This window comes from Bradyrhizobium tropiciagri (assembly GCF_001189845.1).
Classification (GTDB): domain Bacteria; phylum Pseudomonadota; class Alphaproteobacteria; order Rhizobiales; family Xanthobacteraceae; genus Bradyrhizobium; species Bradyrhizobium tropiciagri.
In genome coordinates this window covers 65,406-89,238 of the sequence record NZ_LFLZ01000017.1, presented here as the reverse complement: position 1 = coordinate 89,238, position 23,833 = coordinate 65,406, and the positions used below count along the sequence as shown (strand labels likewise).

Here is a 23,833-nt window from a genome sequence, read left to right as displayed (position 1 = left end):
GTCCTTGCACCATGACCACGCATGCGTCACTGGCCCGATCTTCACTGGGCCGGGGCAGTCCACCCCTACGCAATCGCAGAATGGGTTCCTTGAACCCAATTGCGTAGGGGTGGACGCCCCGGCGTCGAGTGGATCGATCCAGTTCTTAGAAGAGACGAAGGCAATCCGGCCTGCGCCCTTTCCGAACCCCCTGCACAAGGCCGCTGCCGCACTCCTGACCGGAGGGCTGGCCGCGTGAACGAGACCGTTGCTCCCGGCACGCTGACGCGCCAGGAACTCTACGACCGCATCCGCCAGTCGTCGAAGGACGAGGTCATCCTCGAGGAGATGATCCGCCTCGGTTTCTGGCCCGATGGTGAAGATGCGCCGGCGCCCGCCGCGGACGCGATCCGCGGCCGCGCAGAGGCGATGCGCGAGCTCACCGAGCTGCAGCGCCAGAACGCCACGCTCGCCGATCCCGAGCGCGCGCTGAAGGAAATGCACAAGCGCCGCAAGGCCGAGGCGATGGCGCGGCGGCAGGAGACCAAGCGCCGCAACGCGGAGGCGCGCCAAAGCCGGGCCTTCGCCTGGTACGACCGGCGCAAACGCGACGTGCTCTATCTCGGCGAGGACGTCTCGCTAGGCCTTCATACCCGTACGACCACGACGCCCTTGCGCGACGGCCTGCCCCCGCTCGCCGATGCCAAGGCGCTGGCTGACGCGATGGGCGTGCCGCTGGGCGAGCTGCGCTTCCTCGCCTTCAACAGGAAGGTGGCGTCGGTCAATCACTACCAGCGCTTCACGATCCCCAAGAAGAGCGGCGGCGAGCGGTTGATCTCGGCGCCGATGCCGCGCCTCAAGCGCGCGCAATATTGGGTGCTGGACAACATCCTCGCGCGGGTGCCGCTGCATGAAGCCGCGCACGGCTTTGCGGCGCAGCGCTCCATCCTGACCAATGCGCGCAACCATGTCGGCCGCGACGTGGTGATCAATCTCGACCTCAAGGATTTCTTCCCGACCCTGACCTACGCCCGCGTCAAGGGGCTGTTCGAGGCGCTGGGCTATGCCGAAGCGGTCGCGATCCCGCTCGCGCTGCTGTGCACCGAGCCGATGGTCGACGAAGTGGCACTCGACGGTGAGCGCCACTTTGTCGCCGACGGCCCGCGGCTGCTGCCGCAGGGCGCGCCGACGAGCCCCGCGATCACCAACCTGATTTGCCGCAAGCTCGACCGGCGCCTGGTCGGACTCGCGCGCACACTCGGTTTTGTCTACAGCCGCTACGCCGACGACCTGACGTTCTCCGGCTCGGGCGAAGCGGTGAGAAAGATCGGCACCTTGCTCAAGGCCGTGCACGGCATCGTCGCCGCCGAAGGGTTCACGGTCCATCCGGACAAGACGCGCGTCATGCGCCGCTCGTCGCGCCAGGAGGTCACCGGCCTCACCGTCAACGAGGCGGTGGCCGTGCCGCGCGACTTGCTGCGCCGTTACCGCGCCGTGCTGCAGCAGGTCGAACGCCATGGGCCGGCGGGCAAGCACTTCGGCCCCGGCAAGGATGTGATCCGGTCGCTGCTCGGCTTCGGGCATTTCGCTGTCATGGTCGATCCGGAAAGCGGCGCGCCCCTGCTGCAGCGAGCGCTACGCCTCGCCCCGCAGCACGCGCCAGCTCGTTCCGCGCGGCGCCCGACCCGCGCCGCATTCCGCAAGGCCGCAGCCGCCGGCCAGACGCCGCCCGGCCGGCAATGGACTCCCGCGGAGCGGCCGCCGCCAGCGCCGGACCCGGTGTTGGTTGCACTGGCGCGACAGGACGCAAAGAAGCGGGCTGCGCAAGCGCGCGCCGCAGCACCAAGCCCGTCGCGCCCGCCCAATGTTCCGCCACCGCCGCCAGGCGTCACGCGCCCGGATGGCCCGCCGCCCGCGGCGCGACCGGCGACGGCACCCAGCGGGAAACGGCCGTGGTTCGTCACGGCACTGGTGATCCTACTTGCACTTGCCCTGCTGCCGCTGCCCGGCGGCCCCGCGATGGCCGGCGCATTGCTGTTTCTTTACTTCAGCCGATGGTGGAAACGGTAAGCGGCCGGAGCTTTCGCGTGAGAGCCAGCTAACGCACTAGCTCTGAGGTTTGGTCAGGAACGAGTCCTGTGTCCAGCCAGCGCCACCCATCGCTACAGCGATCGAACCGCCACCGGCTCGACCAGAGCTACTTGCCAGATACTGGTTCAGAAGCGCAAAGCTGCTGCCGGCTTGAGATGCGGCGGTCGTGCCTCGATCTCCCCACCCAGAAGTTCCCTGCGGCGCGGCGGCTGCCAACGAACTCGGCTGCGCAAAATCCTGATTTGCCCAGCTTCCAGTGCTTGCGCCGGTCGTGCTCGCCGACCAGCCGTACGATGACGTCGGCGCCAGTCCCATGGCGGCTAGCATCGCTCCCATGGGGCCGGGGTCGGTCGTTGCAGCGGTCGGCAATGGGTCGACCGCCGCGGCCACCGGCGAAGTGGTGTCCGGGATGACAGTTGGCGCGACAATGGCGGTTGTGGAATTGGTCGCGGCCGGGTTGGTCGCAACTGGGGTCGTCGTCGTGGTCGGCTGGGTGGGCGGTGTGGTCGGGTCCGTCGAGGCAGTGACGTTGGCACCGGTGACGGTGTTACCGCTGCCGGCGGCTTGATAGAGCTGGACCTCGGCGATCTGCATCTGCATCGACGAGGGCGTCGAACTATCGAGCGCGGTATGCCATCCGGCCGCGTTTGAGTTCGCGACCTGATTGCTCATGATCAGCTGCATCGGCTCGTTCGGAATCGGGACCTGCGCGCTGGTCGCCGTCGCAATCTGCTTGCCGTCGAGATACCAGGTGATCGATTGGCCGGGCACCCAATTGATGCCGTAGGTATGGAAGCCGGCCGTGAGGTCGATGCCGGTGTCGACCGTGCCGCCGACCGTCCCTGAGGGCGTGTGAAGATGCCAGGTGAAGGCCTGGTTGGCCGGCCCATTGCCGGTATATCCCCCCTCCTGGATATCGATCTCGAAATTGTCGCCGCTGCTCGAGCCTGCGCCGGGCATCAACCAGAGTCCCGGCCATGCACCGTCGCCGCTCGGCGCCTTCATGCTGATCTGAAGGTAGCCGCCATCGAATTCGAAATTGCCATAGCTGCTGACGGCACCGGACGTGATCGGAAATGTCTGCGCGGTGCCCTGATTGATGCCGCTGACCGGCTGCTGGATCGCCGTGAGATCGAGGAGACCATTGGTCACGGTCACCTGGCTCGGCATGTCGTAGTCGGCATCGTACGGGCCGCCCGGTCCGCTACCTCCCGATCCATTGCTATTCCACGCCCAGCCATTGGCGGCGTTGCTCGTGATGTAGTTGTGCCAGTAACTGTCTAGCGTCGTCCCGGAGAAGCTCTCCTGGTAAACGAGATTGCTCGACGTGAAACCTGCTGGCGCGGCAAGTGCCATTCCATGCCCCTCCCAGAGATTGAACGAAGAATTCCACCCGTCGCGAACTGCGCGACCATTCCACTGCCGCGAATCGCGCGACATACCGCATGCCCGGCGCGCGCTGCGCGAGCACATTCCAACGCAGTGGAGATTTCGAGGTACGCTCCCTCGACTGCTCGTCGGTTGGCTAAAGATCAAGTATGGCGAAAAATGGCTTCAAAATGATCTTCACATGGGCGGTTGCGCAGCGGCTCGCCTTATTCGCACGAAACTTTTCGCACGTGGACTTCCGATCGGTTGAGATTTAATTCGCGACCGCGCTCGCGACGATGCCTTTGAAGGCGTGGCCGCGCATGCGCGCTACGGCCTGATCAGGGGCCGCGTGCGCAAGCTCAGTCGCGACGCCGCCGCCGATCCGACCGCGGCTCCCGGCAGTGCCACTACGCTGATTACGCAAATGAAAATCCAAGTCCGAGTGTTCGCCGGCAAAGTCGTGCACGGGCGAGTCCGGCCGATAAACAAGGAGGCATGGGCGGCCACAAGTTCAAGAAGTACGCGGTCCCGGCCGGCATCAACGAACCAAAGAAGAGTTGCCATGGTGCGCGCAAGGCTCGTGCCGAAGTGGCTGCCTACGCCGACTGCACCAAGAGCCGGGCGACAGCGACGTCCGACCCGAAAATGCCCGCCCATTACATCGCGCAGGCGAATCGAGTGAGGCTTGGCATCAGTGGAATGGAGAAAATCGTCACGTTCGATCGGGGCCAGTCACTGGACGGCCGGCTGGCGGTGCCGCAAGCGAACAGTGCGCAGGAACGGAGTGGTCCCATTCCCAGAAGAAAGCTTAATTATTTCAATATGAAATGTGAATTAATGGTGCGCTCGGAGGGCGTTCGCATCTGCTGCGATTTCAACGGTTTATCCTGATGACCTGGATCGAAAGGTTCACTTCAGCCCCAAGAGTGCCTTCAGCTCCCGTTACCCGCGACAAATTCATGCTTTCGAGCCAGATGGCTTATTGTCGTCTCGAGCATCGATAAGGACGACGTCTTTGTGTCCAAGAATTTTCAGCTTGTCCAAAATGCCTTCGACATGTGCCTTCTCCTGCGCCGAGAAATGGACGATCACCTTGATGCCATTTTGAGCGTCGCTCGCGGCTTGGTAGATGGGCAACTGCTTTTGAAGGTTCCGCTCCAGAGCCGTGTTCTTGGCGAGCTTCATCTCGACAAGCGTCTTGTCCCGGCCCCGTGAAATCTTGAAATCGACTGGCCCCCGACCGTCATTCGCTTCCCGGCCCACGTCGGACGGCGTCCCGAACCACACAAAGCGATACAAGATTTGCAGATCACTTTCGCGCTGGATCGGCTTCCCATCGTGATAGAACAGGCGGTGGCCTCCCTTGTTCTCGATCACGTCCTTTAAATACGCGAGCCGTTGGTGGGCCTCGACATAGGATCCGCCGACCGTCGAATAGAATGCCGACTCTGCCGCCAACGTCTGCTGCACGTCGCGTACCTGCTTTTCGAACACGAACTTCGTAATGGCCACCTTTTCCGCGCTAATGTCGGCAGCGTCGTCACCGGTCTCCTCTTTGATCTTGATATAGTAGTCCATCAACTGCGGAAACTGCATCAGGGTCCGGGCAGCGGCAGTATCCCGGTCCTTTTGGCTCGGCGCACGTTCTTTCCGTCCCGGTCGGGTCGGTGGCCGAGAGAGTACGGACTGGAAGTAATTGAATACCTGGCCGCGAAGTTCGGCATCCGGAATGGCAGCAGGTATCTGGTCGAAATCGCGGATCATGTCCGTCCGGTTGATCCAGTTTTCGTCGCGGGTCAGGATGTCCTTCGGCGTGAGAAGAACGAAGTCACCGTCCATGCATGGGAGGTCATACGAACGTCGTTCCCAGCTTTCTGTTTCGTAATTGAAGACCGCCTTCTTCACCCAGTGCGTCTTCCGCAGGGACGGGTCGATGTGAAGGGCCGCGAATTCTTGCGTGTACCTGCACAGGAAGTCGAGTGTGAGATTCACGGTAAAGTCGCTGATATTGTCACGGCCAACGCCGTCACGGACCAGGCACACCTTCTCAAGGTGAGAGGATTCGGTGACTCTCTCTTCACCGAAATCTGCAAACAGCGTTGCAAGGTTCGCACGCAGCGCAATCGCGAACTCGGCACCCAGACCGGTGCCACCGTTCCCGTTCAGCGAGAAGCCGAGCCAATTCTGCTTCACCTCTGGGAAATAGAACCATGCCTTCACGAGGTCGTCATTGACGCGACGATCGACCACCGCGTCACGCAGAAAAATGATGTATTTCAGGATGCCGTCATGCAGCGCCCTGTATTCCGGCTTATCGCTGTTGAACAGAAGAAACGGGTCGATGAAAAGCGGCAGGTCATTGATGATTGAAACGTTGAACGCTCCATAATCATCGACCTGGTCCTGGGTTACGCCGAAATATTCATTGAAAAATGTTGCCATCGATTACCTCAGCCGCCGCCTGATTCCGGCCTCTGTGTCCTCTCGATTGGCGTCCGCTTCATAACTGCGAGCCAATCCCATGAGCAGTACCGATGCCACGTACGGATGAGAGGACTGGAGCGCTTGCCCCCATTTTCGGTATTTCGCCGCCAGTTCGCGCTCTTGATCGCCACCCTCGCCACGCCAGTGTGCGCCGCGCGAGTTATAGACCCCGATTTGCATCCCGTGCATCAGTGACTCGGGCTGGATATCCTCCAGCACGTCGCGCACGGCTTCGCATGGCCAGACACCGTCATTGCCGATTGGGGCGTGCGAGAGCAGCTTGCCGATGCAGGAATCCGCGACATCAGCACGGCTCAGCTCGGCTGAGGACTGCCGGACCGTCGTAATCCATTTCGACAAATCCTTAGCCGTCAGTTCCCCCATCTCGTTATGCCCGGGGATACGCCGGATCGACTCCAGCAGCTTGTATCCACGTTCTGCCATGCTCTTAACGCGGTCCGGCGCGACCGCGATCCCCTCCGGATCCGTTCCGCCATCCTTGCGCTTGTAGGTCCACGCGATTGCCTGCACGAACACTTCGGGATGCGCCTCGATATATTTTTCCAGGTTCGGAATGCCGTAGCTTTCTCTACGGGTACTCCGTGGTTGAGCCAGCACCTCCATAAAGGCAAATTCCAACCCTGCTTTTTGATCGAGCGTTAGGACCGGACTGCTGTTCAGGTGCTTGAACGCCTGCTCGACGTTGTAGTGTTCGAGCATATATTCGCCCGACTTATCGTTGCCACCCTGCGCCATGTCCGACAGCAGTCTGTACAGCACCTGAGCGTCGATCTGGTTAGGCTTGAAGCGGACGCACGAAAATGCGGCACGTGGCCGTCCGGCCTTGAGAAGACGTTCCACGCCTTCGTTGTTCTCTTCATCCGAGTGGTGTAGCCAGTCAGGTACTACTTCGTTCCAGTACTTCGACCGAGCCGCCTCTCCGAGCGTATCGACCAGCTTCCAGGCTTCTGATGAGTACGGTCCGAGCATCAGCAAGCCGACCAAATCCACTTCGGACAGTTTCCCGGATGCAGCCTTGATGATGCGGGCTCTCACGTCATTGTCTGTAGTAGCCCGGAGAATACCGGCGACGATGTTCTTCAAGGCAGTAACATCGTTCGTGCCCTCCAATATCTTTTCGAATGCTGTTCGCGTTAGTTCGACAAGCTGGGCTTCCGTGAGTACAGCTTTGGTGACGGCGATGACACCAATTGTCCACGCTGCATTTCCGCGCCTCGCCAGTTCGATCAGACCAGCAATGCCGCGCTGGGCCATAATCTCCCGCATGGCGTCGGCGCGTTGATTCTGGATACGCTCTTCGCGCTTCTGGAAGTCCATCTTCTGGATGTCTTCGATTTCGTCGGCGGACTCGTCCACCCAGCCGTCGCGAAACAGCCACGCGTGCCTGTTCAAGACATCGGCTGGTTCCAGAGCAGCGTAAGCGCCTTGGCGGCGGCAACCAATGCGTTCGCCTGCGCATCTTTCTTGGAACGAATTGCGGCGCGGCGAGACAAGGCCGAGATTCTGATCTTTTCGCGCATAGCCGCTTTGTCGGCGTCGTCGGCCTTGTCCTTCGCCCAAGCTTCGACCAGCGACCATACCCGCGTCTGATGCTCAGGCGACAAATTCGGCAATCGCGCGACGAGATCGCTGAGCGTCGATAACGAATGCTCTTTCCAGCTCAGGGCCATCTCGACCATTTCGCGAACGAATGCGTTAATTGGCCCCCAAGTCGGAAACGGCTCGCCGAAACCATATCCATCGGGTCGCCAACGCGGTTTGTGGCTGTAATGGCCGATCCCGTGGTTGTCGCCAAACTGCGCGACACAGATTTTCCATGCCACATCGGGAAAACGCAGGGCCAGGTTCTTCATTAAGCCAACACGCGCGTCGTGGCCGGCTGCCGTTTGCGGCATCCACGCGCTGAAAATCGCCCCGAGGGAATTTGTCGGCTTGTTCACCCAGTTGTCGTCGATTTCTACTTGGGCCAGCCGTGCCAGGATCGATACCGCGCGCGCGAGAGTTTCTGGATTCCAGGACAGTCCCTCCAGCGCCCACAACAGACCTGTTCGGCTTGGGCTGCGGCCAAAAACACCGGTCGTGGCTGGTCGCAGAAGTCCGAGCGCCGCCGGATCGTCCGATTTCAGATCGCGCTCAAGGATTGACAGGAACTCTTCCGGCACAGCTTCGGCGTATGTCGGGAGGTCGCGGTCGTTCGCCTCCAGAACCCGCGTGGTCAAAGGTGATTTCAACAGCCGACGTACGAGCCGAACGGCTTCAACCTCGGTGTCGAAGCCGAGCCGTTTTTTGAAGAGGTGTCCACCATACAATGACAAAATAACTAATGTTTCGGAGATGCCTTCTCGGAACGCCCCTGAGAACTCGCGGGTCTTCTCGTAGATGGCGGCGGCCCAACGTTTGTCTTCATCGAGATCGAGCGACGGATCGTCCTCCCCCAAAACGATTTCAGCGATCTGGAAGTACCGCTTGAGATCGTCGGCGGTAACGGCGTTCGCAATTGCATACAGCAGATCGATTTTCGAAATTACGCCGCGATACGTGCCGATTGACCAAACCGGCGCGTCATTCAATAGCGCCAACGCCTGGATTTCTTTTTCGAGTTCGTCATATGGCCGGTCGGCAGCCAGCAAGGACAGGCACGACCGATCCGCATCATTTGTGCTGTGCCATGCGCCGACCAACAGAAACGGAACGAGGCTCGCTGCCGTATCGGTGTTGTCCGCCCATTCGGGCGTGCGCAGTGCGCCAGTCGCCAACCGGCGCCGCAACACGGTCAGGGAGCGTCCCGACTCGTTTGTAAGCCGATTGACGTCATCCCGGTCCTTGCCCATTTCCTCGAGCGCCTCATTGAAGACTTGGTAGGGCACGGGCTCAAGCACGACGTCGGGTTCGGAACTGGCGGCATTACGCGGATAAACGACGATTGAATGCATCGACGTGGCCACGGGGGCCAGTTCGCGTTCGACCTCGCGCGTAAAAGCGACGGGTATGAATGTTTGAGCGCCTTCGGCGAGCCGGGGCAACACGCCTGGCTGATTGAAGACAAGAACGCGGTCGCGGAAGCTTGCCAGCTCTTCGCCGCCGGCAGGGCCGAAGACTTGTGCCAAGAATGCAAGCGCTTCCTCGGTTGAGTCAGCAGCGATCACGATTGGTCCCGTTGGCGGATTGCTCAAACGCGATGTCAAAACCCGCTTTGTCGCCTCGATCGCCGATGAAAACAGCGCGCCCGTCAGCGGCGGTGATGCAACATCGGCCCAGTCGGCCCAACACCGATCAAGAGAGCGAACTTCCTGAGCCGGAATATGCGTCTCGTTTGCAAACCATGCCTGGCCTGGAATCGATTGTTCCAGCCATTGCTCTAGATCACTCGCGTCATAGGCACGGACATCTTTCCAGCGGCCCTTGGCCTTGGCTTCATCGACCCAGTCAGCTTTCCCGGGCCAATTGCGCGGCGTAACAAAAACGAATGTCACTTCATCGCGCACTTTCTTGTCGTGCGCCTTCACGCTTTTCGCGAAATCGTCGTTGGCTTTCTTTTTGATATTTTCGTTGGTGCCGAACTCCCATCCAGAAATTCCAGCGGGCACCCACGGCGTGCCCTCACTTGCTTCAACGAAGCCGTCCCAACCGGGACGTTCCGCGTCGTCGTTGCCGGGGAAATCAACCTTGGTCAGGCCACGGCCCGTGGAATGAACGAGGGTGCGCAGCAAAACCGACAATCGCGTCCGCGCTGAAATGTTATGCGTGACCCATTCTTCAACCTGATTGGCCTTGATGCCCAAAAATGGGGGAACGTAGGCCCTGGTATCAGCCGGAGCTTTTTTCCTCGCTTGGGCAGCGTCATATTCCGCCTGCATATCGAGGAGTTCTTTGCGAGAGAACTTCTTGAAGGCTTTCTCCAGCCGCGTAGCCATGTCGGCAGATAAAGCCGCGTTTCCGTTCAGCAGGTTTGAGAGCGCCGGACGGCCAACCCCCATCAGTTGGGCAGCCTTGGTCACTGACATTTTTGCCGGGATCACTTCGGACTTGATGCGCACGCCTGGGTGCGGAACTTTAATCTGTTTCATCGTCAAATGGCTCAAATGGACTTGTTCGCCTACAAAATTGACGATTCTCTATGTACTTGCAAGAACTGTATTGTGTGACGCTACACAATACAGACGTTCAGACCCCAACCTTTTGATTCAACACGCAAAAAGTTTGCGATCGATCCTGTGCAACTGTCTGCCGAGCCGCACGCCTACTGCTTAAGATCGTCTGTCTGGGTTGCGGCGGGTGTCTGTGCAACGTGAGCAAGACAGGTGACGAGGGCGTACCGTGCGAGGTGCTCCGACGTCCCCCGCATGCTGGTCCAGTCATAACCAATCTTCTGACTGGTACCGTGGATCGTTCGGCTGCGCCCATCGCTGTAGATCGTATCAAGGAGGGATTGGAAGGTTGGGCCCTGTGGGTTGACCCGATCCGTCCGCTTGATACCTAGCCTTGCTTCGAGCACCGCCAGGATGCCCTTTGTCTTCGTGCCCTTACCCAGCGCATCGAGCGAGACGGCAAAGCCAACCGTGGCCATCAGGTCTCCGGTTTCCCGGCAACCTCTCTCAAACCAGATCAGCGCTTGCAGCAATGCTTCGAGAAGCTCAGGGCGCGGCGTGCTCCGAGCCGGGTCCACGAGATTGTCCAGCACTTCACCGCACGCTGCAAACATATCTGCCAGACGAGTAAGCTCTGCCTGCCAATGCTTCGCCCGGATGCGCGGTCCGGTCGGCCTGCGGTTGAAACGCGAACCTGAAAGAACAGACCTCCCTGGAACAAAGGTGAGTGCGCTTTGGCGATACATTGGACCGTCGTAGTGCAAGTTGAACCCCTGCAGTGTGACCGACGGAGTCTCGAAAACTAGCGACGCACATGTCAAGGCCAGTCGGGCTGCAGTCAGTGCAGTCTCCAGTCCCGCGTCAGATGCAAATGCTGCAGACAGTTTGACTGTGCAGACATACTGGCACGGCCCGATTGCGTTGATGATATCGGCCTCGCGCAATTTATCGCGATTGCTCTTTCGAGCGCCCACACGGGCTCCACTCCAGATACGCTCAACGCGGCGGTGAGTGACCGGCGTATATTCGCCTTCTGCCACCTTGCGGTTGAGCCAAGCCATCCTAGGCTCGAACGCAACCGGTCCAATCGCGAACGATGCGACATCAGAATTGGAAAACAATGTCGTTCCGAACGCATACTCAGTCGGATTCAAATTCGCGACAATGCCATTAAGAGCGGTCTCAAGCTTGGTCAGCAACGTCGGTGCTTGCTTCGAAGCGGACAAAGACACTTTGGCTAGCAACGGCCCAATTGACGAACGTACCCAGCTTCGCCATTCGGATTCTTTGACGTTGCGCGCCAAATTTGGACGGATTGTTTTCAGTTCATGAGCCAAACGGCTGATGCAATCGTCGATCTCTTTGGTGATTTGAATCGTGCCGCCGTCTCCCGACGGAATTAAGCGCGGGAGCTGGAAACTGTCACCCGAAATCAGCGCAGTTACGGATTTCCCTTCGGCTGCGCGGAGCGCAACAAGAATGTCTTCAATGATCTTTTCCGGGTTGCTCATGTAATGACTTTTCAAAATGCATTTCAATTATTGCCCAAGTACCTCTTTGACCCGCACGATTACCTTCGGCAGATCGTTTCTGATTTCATCACCGGGAATGCGGACAGAGCGAATGCCCAATGCCGCAAGCTTTTCGACGATGGCCGCGTCTTTTGCTTTCTGTTTGGGACGTGAATGAAAGCCTCCGTCGCAGAACACGGCAACGCGCTCTTTCTCGAAGAACAGGTCGGCTTCCGTCACAAGACCGTCTGTATGGCGGAATTCGACGTCGTTCCATAAGTGGTACCAGGACGGAAATGTTGCCCCATCACTCATGATGAGCATCTGGCAGGCAGGGTGCAGGTTTTCCTTTGCGAGTGCTTGGAGTACGAACAACTCGATTGGCGTCTCGGCGCCCCAGACCCGGCGCGCTTCGACTCTTTTGAACGGCGTGAAGAACAGCGTCCGCCGGTGCTTTTCGTAGCGAGCCTTCATCTGTTCAGAAGGCATCTTGAGGTCCATGGTGAGAACTTCGTCATCTTCAGGCACTTCGGTTGCGAGGAAGAACTGATCGATGACGAAACCCATTTCGTCGAGGTGGCCCTTGCGCTCGCCGTCCATGTAGCCGGGCAAATTCCCAGACAGAGACCAGTCTCCCGAAAAAGGATCGTAGCCCGCATACATCGGTTCGGTCGCGAGCCATGCGTTAACGTCGAGCTTGGCCACCAGGTCGATAGCCGTTTCCTGCACCTTGTCCCGCTTCGATGCGGGGATGAGGGTCATGGCGAATGGCCGGACCTGCAGCACGTCGTCCACCATGCCCGCAGGGACGCAGCTCAGGACGATGGAAATGAGTTGAAAGTTCGTGCCGCGTTTCTGGAACAGCTCGACCTCCCCCTCACTAGGCTTGTCGTGCAACCTCCCGCCCGCAGCTTCGGTCATCGCTTTCGTAATGGGCTGGACTCCGCCAAGATCGAGCGTCGCCACCCGGATCAATTCCGGGACGGACGACCAATCCAGAGCGACCGGCAGCTTTGGCAAAATGCTGTAAGCCGGATCGGCCAGCAGCGAGGCGGGTCTGTTTTCAATCATCGGGAAACGTTAGCCCGGCTGCCGCTAAATCTAAAGCTGCATCGCGCTAACATACACACCTAGGACAAGCATGCCTTTTGTCCGGATAAAAATGCCCGCCTTCGCCGACCGCCTATATCGAAGACCTGTTAGCCAGATGAAACGGGTTCTTTCCACCACGCGTTGGGGTGCACATCCAGCGGCGTCGCCCTGCATTTCGGGCAATGCCACATGTTGGCAGCCATCTGCGCTCCGGTCGAACGCGTATCGCAATGCATGCAGAACCATTCGGCGGAAACCCCGCCGAACAAGGGATGCTTGACGCTGCCGTCATTGCACGGCTGCATTGAACCCGGACCCCAATCTCGCGCTATTGCTTCCCGCACAGCGTCGGCAGCTTCTATTCCTATCTTCATGATTTTCGAGAAGAACGCTTTGTCATCAAGAGGATTAGGCTTTGTGTAAGTCTCTATTTTGGCTGGTTCTAACGGCGCGTGGCCGAAATAGATTCCCCAGCCATTACCGCCGATAACAACCTCGTCGAAGTAGACCCGTAGAGTGTACGGCTCGCCTGCGATGTCGCCTTCGGTCGTTTTGACCTTATCGAAGCCTCTGGTGGGAGATTCGATAATACTGGACTCATTTATGTCGATGACGTCCCAAGGATCAGGACGCCATCCTTGAGCCCAGGCTTTCATAAGGGCGTTCCAGTTAGAATGCCCTTGCTGCTTCGCTATGATGTCCAAAGCATCGTGATGGCGAATCTGATGTTTGCGCGAGAGACGCTTTGCAAAGATACGGAATTCGTCGAGTTCATTGAGGATAGTCATGATCCATTCCTTAGTGCACGGATCTGACACGGTGCCCACTGCAAATCAGTCCGCCCATTCGGGAACGGTCATCATGGAAATTGAAAAGCACTGCTAAGCTTCGCGAGCGGTGGGCACACCGGCCTGTGCTTAAGGCCGAGGAAATTGTACCGCATTCCGTCAATAAAAGTCAGGATTTCCGGACGCGTCCTTCCGGACCGGGCTGAATTAGGGACCTCTTCGCCGAGATGAGGGTACGATCAGCAGCTTGTCCGGTGTCACGTTCAGTGCTGTTGCGATTTTCGCGAGGACCACAATTGTCACGTTTCTTTGGCGGCGTTCGACCTGACTGATGTAGGTCCGATCCACCCCCGCCTCATGTGCTAACTCCTCCTGCGAGAGCTCAGCCGCCTTCCTAAGCGCCCTGACGTTGTCGGCCACCACTCCAATTATTCCTGAATCGTTCTTCCCGGCCGTCATCGGCCCAAAGAACGTCTCAGCAGACTATCGATCCACGGACTCTGAGTCCCATTTTCAGCCACAAATGTTGACTATCGTCTACATCGATAGCGTTATCGAAATGCACGCTCCGAGGGATAGAAACTTGGCCACTTGCGACACTGCGTTCCGCCATGACGGTTCGGCCCCCGAGTGTCCAACGGCTGATAAGGTGGAAGCGTTTTGGGAGTCCGGCGAGGCGGGCCCCTTGGGCCCCTCGACTTACCGCGCGGGCTACCGCATTCGCGCAACGGGAAGCATTCTTTGCAGTATGGAATTTCCTGCGGCGATCGCTGAGACGGCGATCGTGGCCAATTTGGCGCTTGCGACAACGATTACGCCGGACGGATACATTCGATCTACCCTTAGCGGGGTCGCGGACCTCACGTCTAAAGCCGAGCCAATAGACCAACTCATTGCCCAATCATTTTCAGTCGAAAATCTGAGGCTGGAGGGGATTAGTGCGGTGGACTTGAGTTCGCTGTTAGAACGGCTTGAGCGTTCCGTAGCTCTTCTGCACGAGGTCATTAAGCATAGGTCGGATTAGGTCATGAACCGAATGCCCGCTGATGGTGGAAGCCGAGCCACAGCCCGGGGTATGAAATCGCGCTGCATGCCGTGGCCGCTGTGGCCGCCGCTACAGCAGCTACCGTCGTCGTATTCGCCCTCCCCCTACTCCTCGTTGGGGAACGGCACAGGCGGCCGCGCGGGTCCAGCAGCAGCGCAAGGCCGAGACGATCGTGAGCCGGTTCATCCGTGGCGTGCACGCCTGCCGAGGTGTCCTGCCGACCCGCGTGCCCCTTGGTTCAGAACAGAGAGGCGCAAAACATGCCTTGGAAGTCAAATACGCTTCTCGAGGCCCGTAGCGAATTCGTGCAACTGGCGCTCGCCCCGAATGCCAACATTCAGAGCCTCTGTCGGAGCTTCAATATCAGCCGGCAGACAGGCTATCGAACGCTGGAACGATATCGAATAGCCGGTGCGAAAGGCCTGGAGAGCCAGTCACGCCGGCCGCACTACACGCCCCATCGCTGTCCGGAGCCTACCGAAGCGGCCGTTCTAACCGTGCGCGCCGACCACCCAACCTGGGGTGGGCGAAAAATAGCATTCCATCTTCGATCGATGGCTGCGCCAGAGTGCCCGCGGCGTCAACCATCACAGCGATCTTGGCCCGCCATAACCAATTGAAGGGCTCTCCCGAACACGGCAGGTTCTTGGGTCTGCTCGGGCAGTTGCACAACCCGCTAAGTGAACAGGATCTGCCGGCTTCTCTTGAAAGTCACCCCGACCTCAGGATCCTGGTCGAGAAGCTCGAAATGGGCCGCCCCTCTGAGCGGCGTCGCGCGCTCGCAGTCGTCGCTTCACGCAGCGGGCTAAGAACAAGCGTGGCTTGCCGCATTCTCAAGCAGAGTCGGTCAAGCTACGCATGTTCGGTTCGCCTGTTCGAGGAGGGTGGAGCGGGACAGTTGTTCGCCCCTCGCATTAACCCCCATCGCAAGTTTGACAGCGAGCAGGTCAAACAGGCTTTGTTCAGCATCCTGCACCAACCGCCAGCCAATTTCGGCATCAACCGTACAACCTGGAAAATGGCTGATCTGGTGCGTGCGATGCACGAGAAAGGGCAGCCAGCTTGCGAAGATGTAATCCGCGCGATCGTGAAAGGTGCCGGCTACCGCTGGCGCAAGGCGCGGATCGTTCTGACCTCCAACGATCCCGACTTCTCGCAGAAGCTCCAACGTATCCGTTCCATTCTGGCCGACCTCAGGGCCGGTGAAGCCTTCTTCTCGATCGACGAATTCGGCCCCTTTGCGGTCAAGGCACAACCTGGACGCATGCTGATCGGTCCAGGCGAACAACATTTTGTGGCGCAATGGCAGCAATCGAAGGGCTCAATCATCGTCACCGCCGCCATTGAGTTATCATCCAACCAGATCACCCATTTCTACAGCCTGAAGAAGAACACCGAAGAAATGATCCGTATGCTGGAGGCACTCGTCGCCGAGTACCGCGATCGCACCAAGCTTTATCTTTCTTGGGATGCTGCCTCCTGGCACGTCTCTAAAAGGCTGTTCGAACATATCGATGCCCATAACGCCACTATTGGGAACAACGGCCCACAGATTGACACGGCACCGCTTCCAGCCCGCGCGCAGTTTCTCAATGTGATCGAGTCGGTCTTCAGCGGTCTGGCTCGGGCCATCATTCACAACAGCAACTATGGATCGATTGAGGAGGCTAAAGCTGCTATCGACCGATACTTTTGCGAACGCAATGCTCACTTCAAGGGCAATCCACGACGCGCCGGCGGCAAGCTCTGGGGCAAGGAACGGGAGCCAGCCGAGTTCTCACCTTCAAGCAACTGCAAAGACCCTCGGTTTGGATAAACGGAGGCGGTGCTCCCTTGGCCAAGGCGCAACCGCAATTTACGAAAGTTCCACCTCGATGACACGGAGTGTAATCTCTGTGCCAACGACATGACCACGATTGGTCCAAAGGGCGGGCTTCCGCCATCGCCTCGGCGAGGCATGCCCCACTGCGTCGGAGGCTCGGGAGATTCATATGGCGCGCCATCGCGCGACATGGCGCCGTGCGAATTCTCTCTGCCAAACGAGCGGTTCGACGACGGGCGGAGCAGGTCTGCTTGGGTTTCCCGAAATCAACGCATTCGATAGGAAACCATCGTCTGCTTTGTGCCGGCGCCGATGCCGCCGAGGAGCACGAAACTCCTCGGGAAGATCTCGCCGCTCCTTCCGATGCGCTCGCAACGCTTAGAACCTACTGCGATCCGATGCAGACGTTATTCTTCGGCGAGATAAATCGTTTAGCAATTTGTAGCGACATCGCGCCCTGCGCTATCTCTAACTCTTAGATGTGCAGACAACCACTTAGCCGCACTTCGGCGCCAGTGCTTTTATCTTGCACTCTCCCCGTCTTCACGATCAACTCGCTTAAGCTTCCTCTCTCTGCCGTGACAAGGTCCTTGCATCGACGCCAGGAAGCGTCATCGACCGCAAAAATCCCAACGCGCCGTGAAGGTTTCCACGCCCAACAACGGCACAATCTCGTCCCTGGAAGCTGACGAAATAACCCGCTCAGCGATCGAAAATCAGGGCCATATCCGATTCAAAATCGTGAGTGATCGGCCCAAAATGCTACGCCAAAATCGTTCCGGTTGTTCGCATTTTTGGGAGCGGCGAAGCCCCTCTTCCAAACGAAAAAATGCCCCTCTCCTCCCTTTCAAAGCGGTGCAAAGCACGCAAGAGAAGCCCCGCCTCGAGGAGGCGGGGCTTATGATCCGATACGATCAGTCGCCGCTGCGGCGCGACCAGATCAGGCTAAAACCTTCCTCGCCTTCGACCTTGACCAGCGAGGCGTAGATCGGAGCCGGGAAGCTCGGATCATCGAGCTTGACCGAGAGATATTCGCGGTCGCTGTCGCGGACGGTCTTCTTCCAGGCGGCGCCGAACTCGGTTGCGCCGGCGAAAATGCGGTAGTCGGGAGCCTTGTCGTTGTCCTTCTCGGAGGCCGTGAACTTGGCCTTGATGTTCAGCGTCAGCGTCTTGATCGAGCCGGTGTAGCCGTTGTCCGAAGCGGTGAAGGTGCCGATGGTAGCCATGGTAATCTTCCTCTGTTGCTCGGGCCGCGCCCATCGCAGCCTCGATGGCGATCCTCAGGCCGGGGAGCGATCGGCCCGCAGCCTTAAGGCCCGCAGCGCCAGCGGAGGACGGCGAAAGCCTGCTTTTTTGTCTTGCGCGAGGAATGCCGCCGCCAGGCGGCAGGGGAAAAAAGCAGGCGTGAGCTGTTGCGGGAAGGCGATCGAGGCTCTTGCCGTCCCTCGGGCCTGATCAGCCCATTCGAGGGTGCGTTGGACGCGAGCCCACGCCCAAACTGACCGGGATTAGCATGGCTACCGGCGCCCACCGCAGCACCGGAAAATGGCCGGATCGATCAAGAAAACCAACGCCTGCGCATCGATGGCAAGGACAATGCACCGGGCAAATGAACGCGAACCCAATCGCATTATTGCCTGCAGAACCGGCGCTGCCGCCAAAAAAATCCGCCGGATTGCGCGCGCGATACGCGAGGTCCGGACATGCCCGTGGCCCCCGGTTTGATCGCCTCGTCTCTGCAAAAGGAGGCGCGCGACCGCCATCCCGGGTGCGGTAAACGGCGTTGATCGAACGGATCCTGGCCCGCATCTAGAAAGGGGCTAGCGTGCGTAATCGTCGCTCGAACCGGCCGCGCGCCGTCAGGTGCGCGGCCGCAAATTTTTGGAGCGCCGGAGCCGTCGTTACGACCCCGGCTCACCACCTCCCCCGCAGCTTCCAAGCGGGAATCGTTGCCCTGCGCCCCATCTGGCGCATTGGCCCGATCCTCCACCCTGGCGGTGCGCAGCAGCAACGGCAGCCAGCCAGTTGACCCCGGCAGCGGCCGCCATCTCAGCCTTTTTCAGCCCCGACAAGCGCTCGGCGGCCTCCTCGCTGAAGCCTTCACGGACCACCTCGAGGATGCCGTCTTAGTAATACGGACGAGAGGCACGCACCGTAGGCCGCTCGCGGCGATGATCTCAACGTGCTTTACCGACATGATCATACTTCCTTTTGCTTCCGTGGGTGCGAGGCGCACTCCGCGCCTGCACCCCTGCCCGTCGGCGAGACCGGGGCTAGCAAGTGCCAGGGCGCCCGAGCGGAGGGGGCTCGCCCGCCCGAGAGGGTCGCTCGCAAGAGCGGGTCTGCACGGGCGCATATCAGTCGTTCGATGACGTAAGAGAGCTCGCGAAAGCGCGGAAGACCGGGGAGACCGCTCGGGGCGGCGCCGGCTCAAGCCGGCGCTTTATCCTGGCGCGCGCGAGGGGCGGAGCCCATTAGCTCTCAAGCTTGGAGATCTTGGGCAGCTCAGCGGAAGTGAAATCAAGCGAAGAGTGAGCAAATCAAAGAGCAGCCGACGAGAGGGCAGTGATAGCGACGCGGGCATGCAATGACCGCGGGCACCGAGGCGACTGCAGTCGCGAGACCGGTTAACGAGGACGTCGCGTCGCGTATATTCAGGAGCGCGATAGCATCGCTGTGACCAAAACTCCGGCTCCGTCTGGATCGGGGCAAGCGAGCAGGTCAGTTCCGCTGGGCAGTCCAGTACCCCGAGCAACGCGCGCCTCCCGAACGGCCGCGCCACGTCCCGCGACCAGAATTGCTTGAGAGCCGACCTGAGCCGGACGCGTATTTGTCCGGAACCGTCACCGAGGCGCGAACTGCGCCCGAGCGCGTCACATAACCCCTGAACCGCACGAGGTTCGGATGCGTGACGATGCCGTCTGTGATGTTGACGGAAAAGTTGTACGCAGCTTCGCACGCACCGCTTTGGGTCACGAAGAGAAGGTCCCAGGACCCGTCATAAGCAGTGCGGGCCTGCGCGACTGGCACGGAGGCCATCAAACAAGTTGCGGCAACCGCAGACTTGAGAAACTGTTTCATTGTGTGTTCCAAAGCGTTTGACTCCTTCGATGAAATGCAACGTTACCGCTCTCAGTGCGGCGCGTCACCGATGCGCCATGCATCGCCGATCACTCCGCAGCGAGCATCCGGTACCGCCGCGGCAACCCAAGTCGTTCCCAGACACCGACCAGCGCTTCTGCGAGCACGTCGATCAGCACGTAATCGTGATAAGGCGTCGGCGTAATGCGCAGCCGTTCGGTCCCGCGCGGGACGGTCGGATAGTTGATCGGCTGGACATAGATGCCGTGCTCGGCGAGCAGAAGATCGCTGGCTTCCTTGCACTTCTCCGGTTCGCCCACCATGACAGGCACAATATGCGTCTCGCTGGGCATCACCGGCAGGCCGGCTGCGTTGAGCACGGCCTTGACGCGCGCCGCGCGGTTCTGGTGGCGGTCGCGTTCCCATTGCGACGCCTTGAGGTGCCGGATCGCCGCGGTGGCGGCGGCGCAGACTGCTGGCGGCAGCGCGGTGGTGAAGATGAAACCCGGCGCGTAGGAGCGCACCGCATCGATGACGTCCGCGCTGCCCGCGATATAGCCGCCCAGGCATCCGAACGCCTTGGCCAGCGTACCCTCGACCACGTCGATCCGGTGCAAGGCGCCCTCGCGCGCGGCGATGCCGGCGCCGCGCGGTCCGTACATGCCGGCCGAATGGACCTCGTCGATGTAGGTCATCGCTCCATAGCGCTCAGCAAGGTCGCAGATTTGCTTCACCGGCGCGATGTCGCCGTCCATCGAGTAGAGTGCCTCGAATACGATCAGCTTCGGTCGCTCCGGCGGCTCCGCCGCCAGCAATTCCTCCAGGTGATCGACGTCATTGTGGCGCCAGATCTTCTTGTCCACGCCGGCCCGCCGCACGCCCTCGATCATCGAATTATGGTTCCAGGCGTCGGACAGGATTACGCAGTTCGGCAGCAGCTTGGCGATGGTCGGGATGCCCGTCTCGTTGGATACATATCCCGAGGTGAAGACCAGTGCCGCTTCCTTGCCGTGCAGGTCGGCGAGTTCGCGCTCCAGTTCGACCAGCGGATGGTTGGTACCGGAAATGTTGCGGGTGCCGCCTGCGCCCGCCCCCATGCGCGTGGCGGTTTCCACCATGGCGCCGATCACGCTCGGGTGCTGGCCCATGCCGAGGTAGTCGTTCGAGCACCAGATCACGACCGGACGCGGGCCGCCTGGGGAATGCCATACGGCATGCGGGAAACGACCAGCGACGCGCTCGAGGTCGGCAAACACACGATACCGCCGTTCGGCGTGCAAACGCTCAACCGCGGCGGAGAAGAAACGATCGTAGTTCATGGAACCAACTCTCCGTCCAGTTAGGCTCAACGATCGGACCCAGCGATCCTGTGAGCCGTGGTGCATTCGATCCGGCGTTGCCGCTATCGGACCTTAAAAGGGGCGGCCGGTCCTCGGGAGGAAGAGAAGGGCCGGCCGCCGCAAGCCGCGGCGACGGGACGGGGGTCCGGCGCCGGGGCAGTCGCGAAGCTGTCTGTCTTCGCGAGGTAGACTGGTATCCGACGCCGAACGTCGGTGCGAGTTAAGCAGACCAAATCTTGGCAAATCGTGGCGAATGCGCTCTCTAAGCTCCCCTGCCGTCCTCCTTGCCGATCACGCAACGCCACGCTGCCAGGCGCTCGGCGGGATGCTGCTTCATCCAGTCGGCAAGCTGCGGTGCGCCCATTAGGCATGACTGCAAGGAGACATCGGCGAAATCCGATGAAGTGACCGTCTGCTCCTGACAATTTGCCGGAGAAGACAAGCTGCAGAGCACGGCGATGATCTTGATCACGACACGGAGCACCCGCCGCTAAACGGATGGACTGCCGGCGCTTCGCTGCCCTGTTCGTCAACGGGACGATCCGGCGGGAACACGCTGTCATATATCGCGCGAGCTTCCTTGATCAGGCGGATGCGCTCGCGCTCGGCCTTTGAGACGAATGGAATAACCTCACCCATGGATCGCTCCTATTACATGACGATTATCATACATTTAGATGATTTGGGTTCATCGACTGCGGCTTTGAAGCCTGTCAGGCGGTAACGAGGAAACAAAAGCTCGTGTTGTCGTCCAAGTGTCGAAAGGAGGCCTTCATTCGGTCGGTCCAAACCGTCTACGAGAACGCCACCTCGCTGAGGTCGATCGAAACCATCAACATGTCGAGGATCGGACGCCGGACGGGACCGCGGGTGTACGCGCGCCGCTTGCTCGGCAAGCGAATCCCGTTGGCCTCGGTGTATTCCAGCATCAGTTGCGAGGCGGGGAAGCCACCGGCGATATTGACACTGTAGTCGTGCCGCCGGAGCTCGAACCGCTCGTCAAAAAAGAAATCCTGGACCTGGCAATGCGTCTCGATCGCCCCCGGAAAATAGACACGCAGCATTCGCCACGTCTCCTTCCCCTCTTGCCAAGGTGCGGTCTCCTCGACACGGAAGCCGTCCATTGCGAATGGCAAAGGGCGTCGCGAGATAGGTCCATAGCGCTTCGCCGTTGAAATAGGCGCGGTGCAGAGGGTCCCAAGGCGTGTGCATCTGGTGCCCGGCAAATGAATCTCGGGGCGCAAGCCGTTCCGCGACCAGGGTGCCGTCGAGCTTCTCGATCGCGATGCGATCGGGAGTGAACATGGTGCGCTGGTCGGCCGCGCCATAAGGTGTGACCGATGATCGCTCCTCATGCAGCCATACAGTCATGCGGCGCGGATTTGCATCCTGCAGAACTCCCTTCAAGGCGAAGAAGCCGCCACCACTGACGATGCTGGCTTCAACCTTGCTGTAGCTACGCCAGCGCTCGAGGCCGCCGTGCGCGTCCAGGACCGTTGTCAACAGCTCGTTCATGGCCTTCCCTTCCAATCCTCGAGCGCGATTGCCGGTAGTTCGAAGCGCTCGCGCGTGCGCGCGTACCAGCCGCCTTCCATGCGGCCGATCAGATCAAGTTTTTCGGCATCGACGTGCTGGCGGGCCGCGTTGGTCACGGCCTCATCCCGAACGTGCACCATCAGGATCTTGCCGAGGACCAGGCCAAAGCTGCCGAGCGCGATTTCCTGCATGAAGGTGCACTCCATCGAGACTGGCGCGTCCGCGATGCGGGGCACGCCGACCCGCATAGAAGGCGCCAACGACAGGCCCGCTTCTCTCGGTTCTTCGACGCCTCTGGGAAATGCAATCGACGTGACGCGCATCTGCTCGGCCAGCGCGAACGGCACCAGATTGACGACGAATTGCTCGTTGGTGCGAATATTGGCGCGGGTGTCCTTCGGCTCAGCCGGTCCCTTGCTACCGATGCCAATGCCGACGGTCGCGGGGTCGCTACCGAAGACATTGAAGAACGAGAACGGCGCGGCGTTGATTGCACCGGCGACGTCACGCGTCGTCACCCACGCGATCGGTCGCGGCAAGACCGTCGCCAGCAGCAGCTTGTACCGCTCGGGGGCGCCCATCGTTTCTCGAACTGCATGGCCTGCTCCGATCCCTGGTTACCTGGCTGATCCGATGATGCTAACCCGTCGCCCGGGCGGCAAAAGCACCAGACGTTTCATGGTTGCATCTGCTTGGGTGTTACATTCCTTGGCGGTAGTCACTTGGCCGACGCTACGGCAGCCTTTGGGGCCGCGGGGTTCGCCCTCACCTTGTATCGGGGCGCAGGGACAGCGCTTGAGAGCTTCCCGGACATCGCGCGGCGCGCGGTCTCGTATCTGTCCAGGTCGGCGTTGTCGGCGAGCGAGGGAATGGTGACGACCTCGCCCTGGTCGAGACCTGAGAGCGCTGCATCGACCATGTCATCGGCCGACATCACGATCGCGGCCGGGAGATGGTGCAGCGGCACGCCGGCGGCGTCCCAGAAATCGGTCGCGGTCGCGCCGGGCAGCACGGCCTGGACGCGCACCCCCTTGGCCGCAAGCTCGTGGTGCAGCGACTGGGAGAAAGCCAGCACAAACGCTTTGCTTCCACCGTAAACGCCGTTGAGCGTCTCAGGAGAGATCGCCACGATCGACGAGATGTTGATGATCGTGCCGGCGCCGCGTGCGACGAAGCCTGGGGCCGCCGCGTAAGTCAATCGGGTCAGCGCCCGAACATTGAGGTGGATCATGTCATCCATCTTCTCGATATCGGCGTTCAGCAGCGGCGCCGTGGCTCCGACGCCGGCATTGTTGACCAGCAGCGTGATGTCGGCATTCGTGCGCAGGATCGCCTCGACGTCGGCGAGATCCGCTTTGTCGTTGAGATCGGCCGCGAGCGTTTCGACGGAGCGGCCGGTCGCACTTTTCAGACGCTGCGCCAGGCCGGCAAGACGGCTCTTGTCGCGAGCGACCAGGATCAGGTCATATCCACGCTTGGCCAGCGGTCGGCATAGATGGCGCCGATGCCTGATGATGCGCCGGTGATGAGGGCAATGCCTTTCGTTGTGGTGCTCATGGACGTTCTCCGTTGTACCGTCGAGAC

The 23,833-nt window shown here is 60.2% G+C and carries 20 protein-coding genes and 1 pseudogene; 4 read left to right on the top strand and 17 right to left on the bottom strand.

Translation table 11 applies throughout. The features are described from left to right. Window positions 1-234: 234 nt before the first annotated feature. The gene (locus AKN84_RS16135; protein WP_050421673.1) at window positions 235-2,049 is read left to right on the top strand and encodes a reverse transcriptase family protein; all 1,815 of its coding nucleotides are present in this window, start codon (window positions 235-237) and stop codon (window positions 2,047-2,049) included. Between the two features lie 36 nt (window positions 2,050-2,085). Here the strand turns inward: AKN84_RS16135 and AKN84_RS16130 are convergent, their stop codons facing one another. Next, on the bottom strand, window positions 2,086-3,426 hold the full coding sequence (locus AKN84_RS16130; protein ID WP_050421672.1) for a glycoside hydrolase family 16 protein: 1,341 nt from the start codon (window positions 3,424-3,426) through the stop codon (window positions 2,086-2,088). A 510-nt stretch (window positions 3,427-3,936) separates the two neighbouring features. Between AKN84_RS16130 and AKN84_RS16120 the strand changes: the two genes are divergently transcribed. Then, window positions 3,937-4,332, top strand: a complete 396-nt coding sequence (locus tag AKN84_RS16120) for a hypothetical protein (RefSeq protein WP_050421670.1) — start codon at window positions 3,937-3,939, stop codon at window positions 4,330-4,332. 66 nt (window positions 4,333-4,398) lie between these two features. Here the strand turns inward: AKN84_RS16120 and AKN84_RS16115 are convergent, their stop codons facing one another. The 7 genes from AKN84_RS16115 to AKN84_RS16090 form a co-directional block, all read right to left on the bottom strand. After that, window positions 4,399-5,883, bottom strand: a complete 1,485-nt coding sequence (locus tag AKN84_RS16115; RefSeq protein WP_050421669.1) for a hypothetical protein — start codon at window positions 5,881-5,883, stop codon at window positions 4,399-4,401. Window positions 5,884-5,886: 3 nt separating this feature from the next. Next, window positions 5,887-7,338, bottom strand: a complete 1,452-nt coding sequence (locus AKN84_RS48535; RefSeq protein ID WP_202814695.1) for a hypothetical protein — start codon at window positions 7,336-7,338, stop codon at window positions 5,887-5,889. After that, entirely contained in the window at window positions 7,335-10,013 is a 2,679-nt protein-coding gene (locus AKN84_RS49065; RefSeq protein WP_244485183.1) for a HigA family addiction module antitoxin, read from the bottom strand. The genes AKN84_RS48535 and AKN84_RS49065 overlap by 4 nt, the downstream gene beginning before the upstream one ends. Window positions 10,014-10,186: 173 nt before the next feature. Beyond that, window positions 10,187-11,545 carry a hypothetical protein gene (locus tag AKN84_RS16105; protein ID WP_050421668.1) on the bottom strand — a complete coding sequence of 453 codons (1,359 nt, stop codon included), beginning with the start codon at window positions 11,543-11,545 and terminating at the stop codon, window positions 10,187-10,189. Between the two features lie 27 nt (window positions 11,546-11,572). Then, entirely contained in the window at window positions 11,573-12,616 is a 1,044-nt protein-coding gene (locus AKN84_RS16100; RefSeq protein ID WP_050421667.1) for a PDDEXK family nuclease, read from the bottom strand. 128 nt (window positions 12,617-12,744) lie between these two features. Continuing rightward, on the bottom strand, window positions 12,745-13,425 hold the full coding sequence (locus tag AKN84_RS16095) for a glyoxalase superfamily protein (RefSeq protein WP_128970874.1): 681 nt from the start codon (window positions 13,423-13,425) through the stop codon (window positions 12,745-12,747). A gap of 207 nt (window positions 13,426-13,632) precedes the next feature. Then, window positions 13,633-13,884, bottom strand: coding sequence for a helix-turn-helix domain-containing protein (locus tag AKN84_RS16090; RefSeq protein ID WP_050421665.1), 252 nt, complete (start codon window positions 13,882-13,884; stop codon window positions 13,633-13,635). An 846-nt stretch (window positions 13,885-14,730) separates the two neighbouring features. Between AKN84_RS16090 and AKN84_RS50705 the strand changes: the two genes are divergently transcribed. Both AKN84_RS50705 and AKN84_RS16080 read left to right on the top strand, forming a co-directional pair. Further along, on the top strand, window positions 14,731-15,090 hold the full coding sequence (locus AKN84_RS50705) for a helix-turn-helix domain-containing protein (RefSeq protein ID WP_128970873.1): 360 nt from the start codon (window positions 14,731-14,733) through the stop codon (window positions 15,088-15,090). 26 nt (window positions 15,091-15,116) lie between these two features. Beyond that, the gene (locus AKN84_RS16080) at window positions 15,117-16,286 is read left to right on the top strand and encodes an IS630 family transposase (RefSeq protein ID WP_244485181.1); all 1,170 of its coding nucleotides are present in this window, start codon (window positions 15,117-15,119) and stop codon (window positions 16,284-16,286) included. A gap of 920 nt (window positions 16,287-17,206) precedes the next feature. Here the strand turns inward: AKN84_RS16080 and AKN84_RS16075 are convergent. From AKN84_RS16075 to AKN84_RS16045, 9 genes and pseudogenes are all read right to left on the bottom strand, one after another. Further along, window positions 17,207-17,518, bottom strand: a complete 312-nt coding sequence (locus tag AKN84_RS16075; RefSeq protein WP_050421663.1) for a DUF736 domain-containing protein — start codon at window positions 17,516-17,518, stop codon at window positions 17,207-17,209. 1,495 nt (window positions 17,519-19,013) lie between these two features. Continuing rightward, complete coding sequence (locus tag AKN84_RS45545) at window positions 19,014-19,373, bottom strand: hypothetical protein (protein ID WP_244485179.1); 360 nt, start codon at window positions 19,371-19,373, stop codon at window positions 19,014-19,016. Window positions 19,374-19,462: 89 nt separating this feature from the next. After that, window positions 19,463-20,692 (bottom strand): 5-aminolevulinate synthase, encoded by a 1,230-nt coding sequence (gene hemA, locus AKN84_RS16065; RefSeq protein WP_050421661.1) that lies wholly within the window; start codon window positions 20,690-20,692, stop codon window positions 19,463-19,465. A 283-nt stretch (window positions 20,693-20,975) separates the two neighbouring features. After that, window positions 20,976-21,185: a hypothetical protein gene (locus AKN84_RS16060; protein ID WP_050421715.1), complete on the bottom strand. Its 210-nt coding sequence runs from the start codon at window positions 21,183-21,185 to the stop codon at window positions 20,976-20,978. Then, window positions 21,182-21,352 carry a hypothetical protein gene (locus tag AKN84_RS48065; RefSeq protein ID WP_167351856.1) on the bottom strand — a complete coding sequence of 57 codons (171 nt, stop codon included), beginning with the start codon at window positions 21,350-21,352 and terminating at the stop codon, window positions 21,182-21,184. Before AKN84_RS48065 ends, AKN84_RS16060 begins: the two co-directional genes overlap by 4 nt. Window positions 21,353-21,507: 155 nt before the next feature. After that, window positions 21,508-21,777 (bottom strand): hypothetical protein, encoded by a 270-nt coding sequence (locus tag AKN84_RS49060; protein WP_244485177.1) that lies wholly within the window; start codon window positions 21,775-21,777, stop codon window positions 21,508-21,510. Further along, window positions 21,713-22,228 carry a hypothetical protein gene (locus AKN84_RS16055; RefSeq protein WP_244485176.1) on the bottom strand — a complete coding sequence of 172 codons (516 nt, stop codon included), beginning with the start codon at window positions 22,226-22,228 and terminating at the stop codon, window positions 21,713-21,715. Before AKN84_RS16055 ends, AKN84_RS49060 begins: the two co-directional genes overlap by 65 nt. Next, entirely contained in the window at window positions 22,225-22,830 is a 606-nt protein-coding gene (locus tag AKN84_RS16050; RefSeq protein ID WP_050421660.1) for a flavin reductase family protein, read from the bottom strand. Before AKN84_RS16050 ends, AKN84_RS16055 begins: the two co-directional genes overlap by 4 nt. Window positions 22,831-22,967: 137 nt before the next feature. Next, window positions 22,968-23,806: pseudogene (locus AKN84_RS16045) on the bottom strand (SDR family NAD(P)-dependent oxidoreductase). Window positions 23,807-23,833: the final 27 nt, after the last annotated feature.

What these genes read in the sequence shown, in the direction of transcription:
- AKN84_RS16105 (WP_050421668.1), bottom strand. Translation starts at nt 11,545, where the DNA reads ATGAGCAACCCGGAAAAGATCATTGAAGACATTCTTGTTGCGCTCCGC.
- AKN84_RS16115 (WP_050421669.1), bottom strand. Translation starts at nt 5,883, where the DNA reads ATGGCAACATTTTTCAATGAATATTTCGGCGTAACCCAGGACCAGGTC.
- AKN84_RS16100 (WP_050421667.1), bottom strand. Translation starts at nt 12,616, where the DNA reads ATGATTGAAAACAGACCCGCCTCGCTGCTGGCCGATCCGGCTTACAGC.
- AKN84_RS16050 (WP_050421660.1), bottom strand. Translation starts at nt 22,830, where the DNA reads ATGGGCGCCCCCGAGCGGTACAAGCTGCTGCTGGCGACGGTCTTGCCG.
- AKN84_RS16055 (WP_244485176.1), bottom strand. Translation starts at nt 22,228, where the DNA reads ATGAACGAGCTGTTGACAACGGTCCTGGACGCGCACGGCGGCCTCGAG.
- AKN84_RS45545 (WP_244485179.1), bottom strand. Translation starts at nt 19,373, where the DNA reads ATGAAACAGTTTCTCAAGTCTGCGGTTGCCGCAACTTGTTTGATGGCC.
- AKN84_RS49060 (WP_244485177.1), bottom strand. Translation starts at nt 21,777, where the DNA reads ATGCTGCGTGTCTATTTTCCGGGGGCGATCGAGACGCATTGCCAGGTC.
- AKN84_RS16090 (WP_050421665.1), bottom strand. Translation starts at nt 13,884, where the DNA reads ATGACGGCCGGGAAGAACGATTCAGGAATAATTGGAGTGGTGGCCGAC.
- AKN84_RS16095 (WP_128970874.1), bottom strand. Translation starts at nt 13,425, where the DNA reads ATGACTATCCTCAATGAACTCGACGAATTCCGTATCTTTGCAAAGCGT.
- hemA (WP_050421661.1), bottom strand. Translation starts at nt 20,692, where the DNA reads ATGAACTACGATCGTTTCTTCTCCGCCGCGGTTGAGCGTTTGCACGCC.
- AKN84_RS50705 (WP_128970873.1), top strand. Translation starts at nt 14,731, where the DNA reads ATGCCTTGGAAGTCAAATACGCTTCTCGAGGCCCGTAGCGAATTCGTG.
- AKN84_RS16075 (WP_050421663.1), bottom strand. Translation starts at nt 17,518, where the DNA reads ATGGCTACCATCGGCACCTTCACCGCTTCGGACAACGGCTACACCGGC.
- AKN84_RS48065 (WP_167351856.1), bottom strand. Translation starts at nt 21,352, where the DNA reads ATGGGTGAGGTTATTCCATTCGTCTCAAAGGCCGAGCGCGAGCGCATC.
- AKN84_RS16130 (WP_050421672.1), bottom strand. Translation starts at nt 3,426, where the DNA reads ATGGCACTTGCCGCGCCAGCAGGTTTCACGTCGAGCAATCTCGTTTAC.
- AKN84_RS16120 (WP_050421670.1), top strand. Translation starts at nt 3,937, where the DNA reads ATGGGCGGCCACAAGTTCAAGAAGTACGCGGTCCCGGCCGGCATCAAC.
- AKN84_RS49065 (WP_244485183.1), bottom strand. Translation starts at nt 10,013, where the DNA reads ATGAAACAGATTAAAGTTCCGCACCCAGGCGTGCGCATCAAGTCCGAA.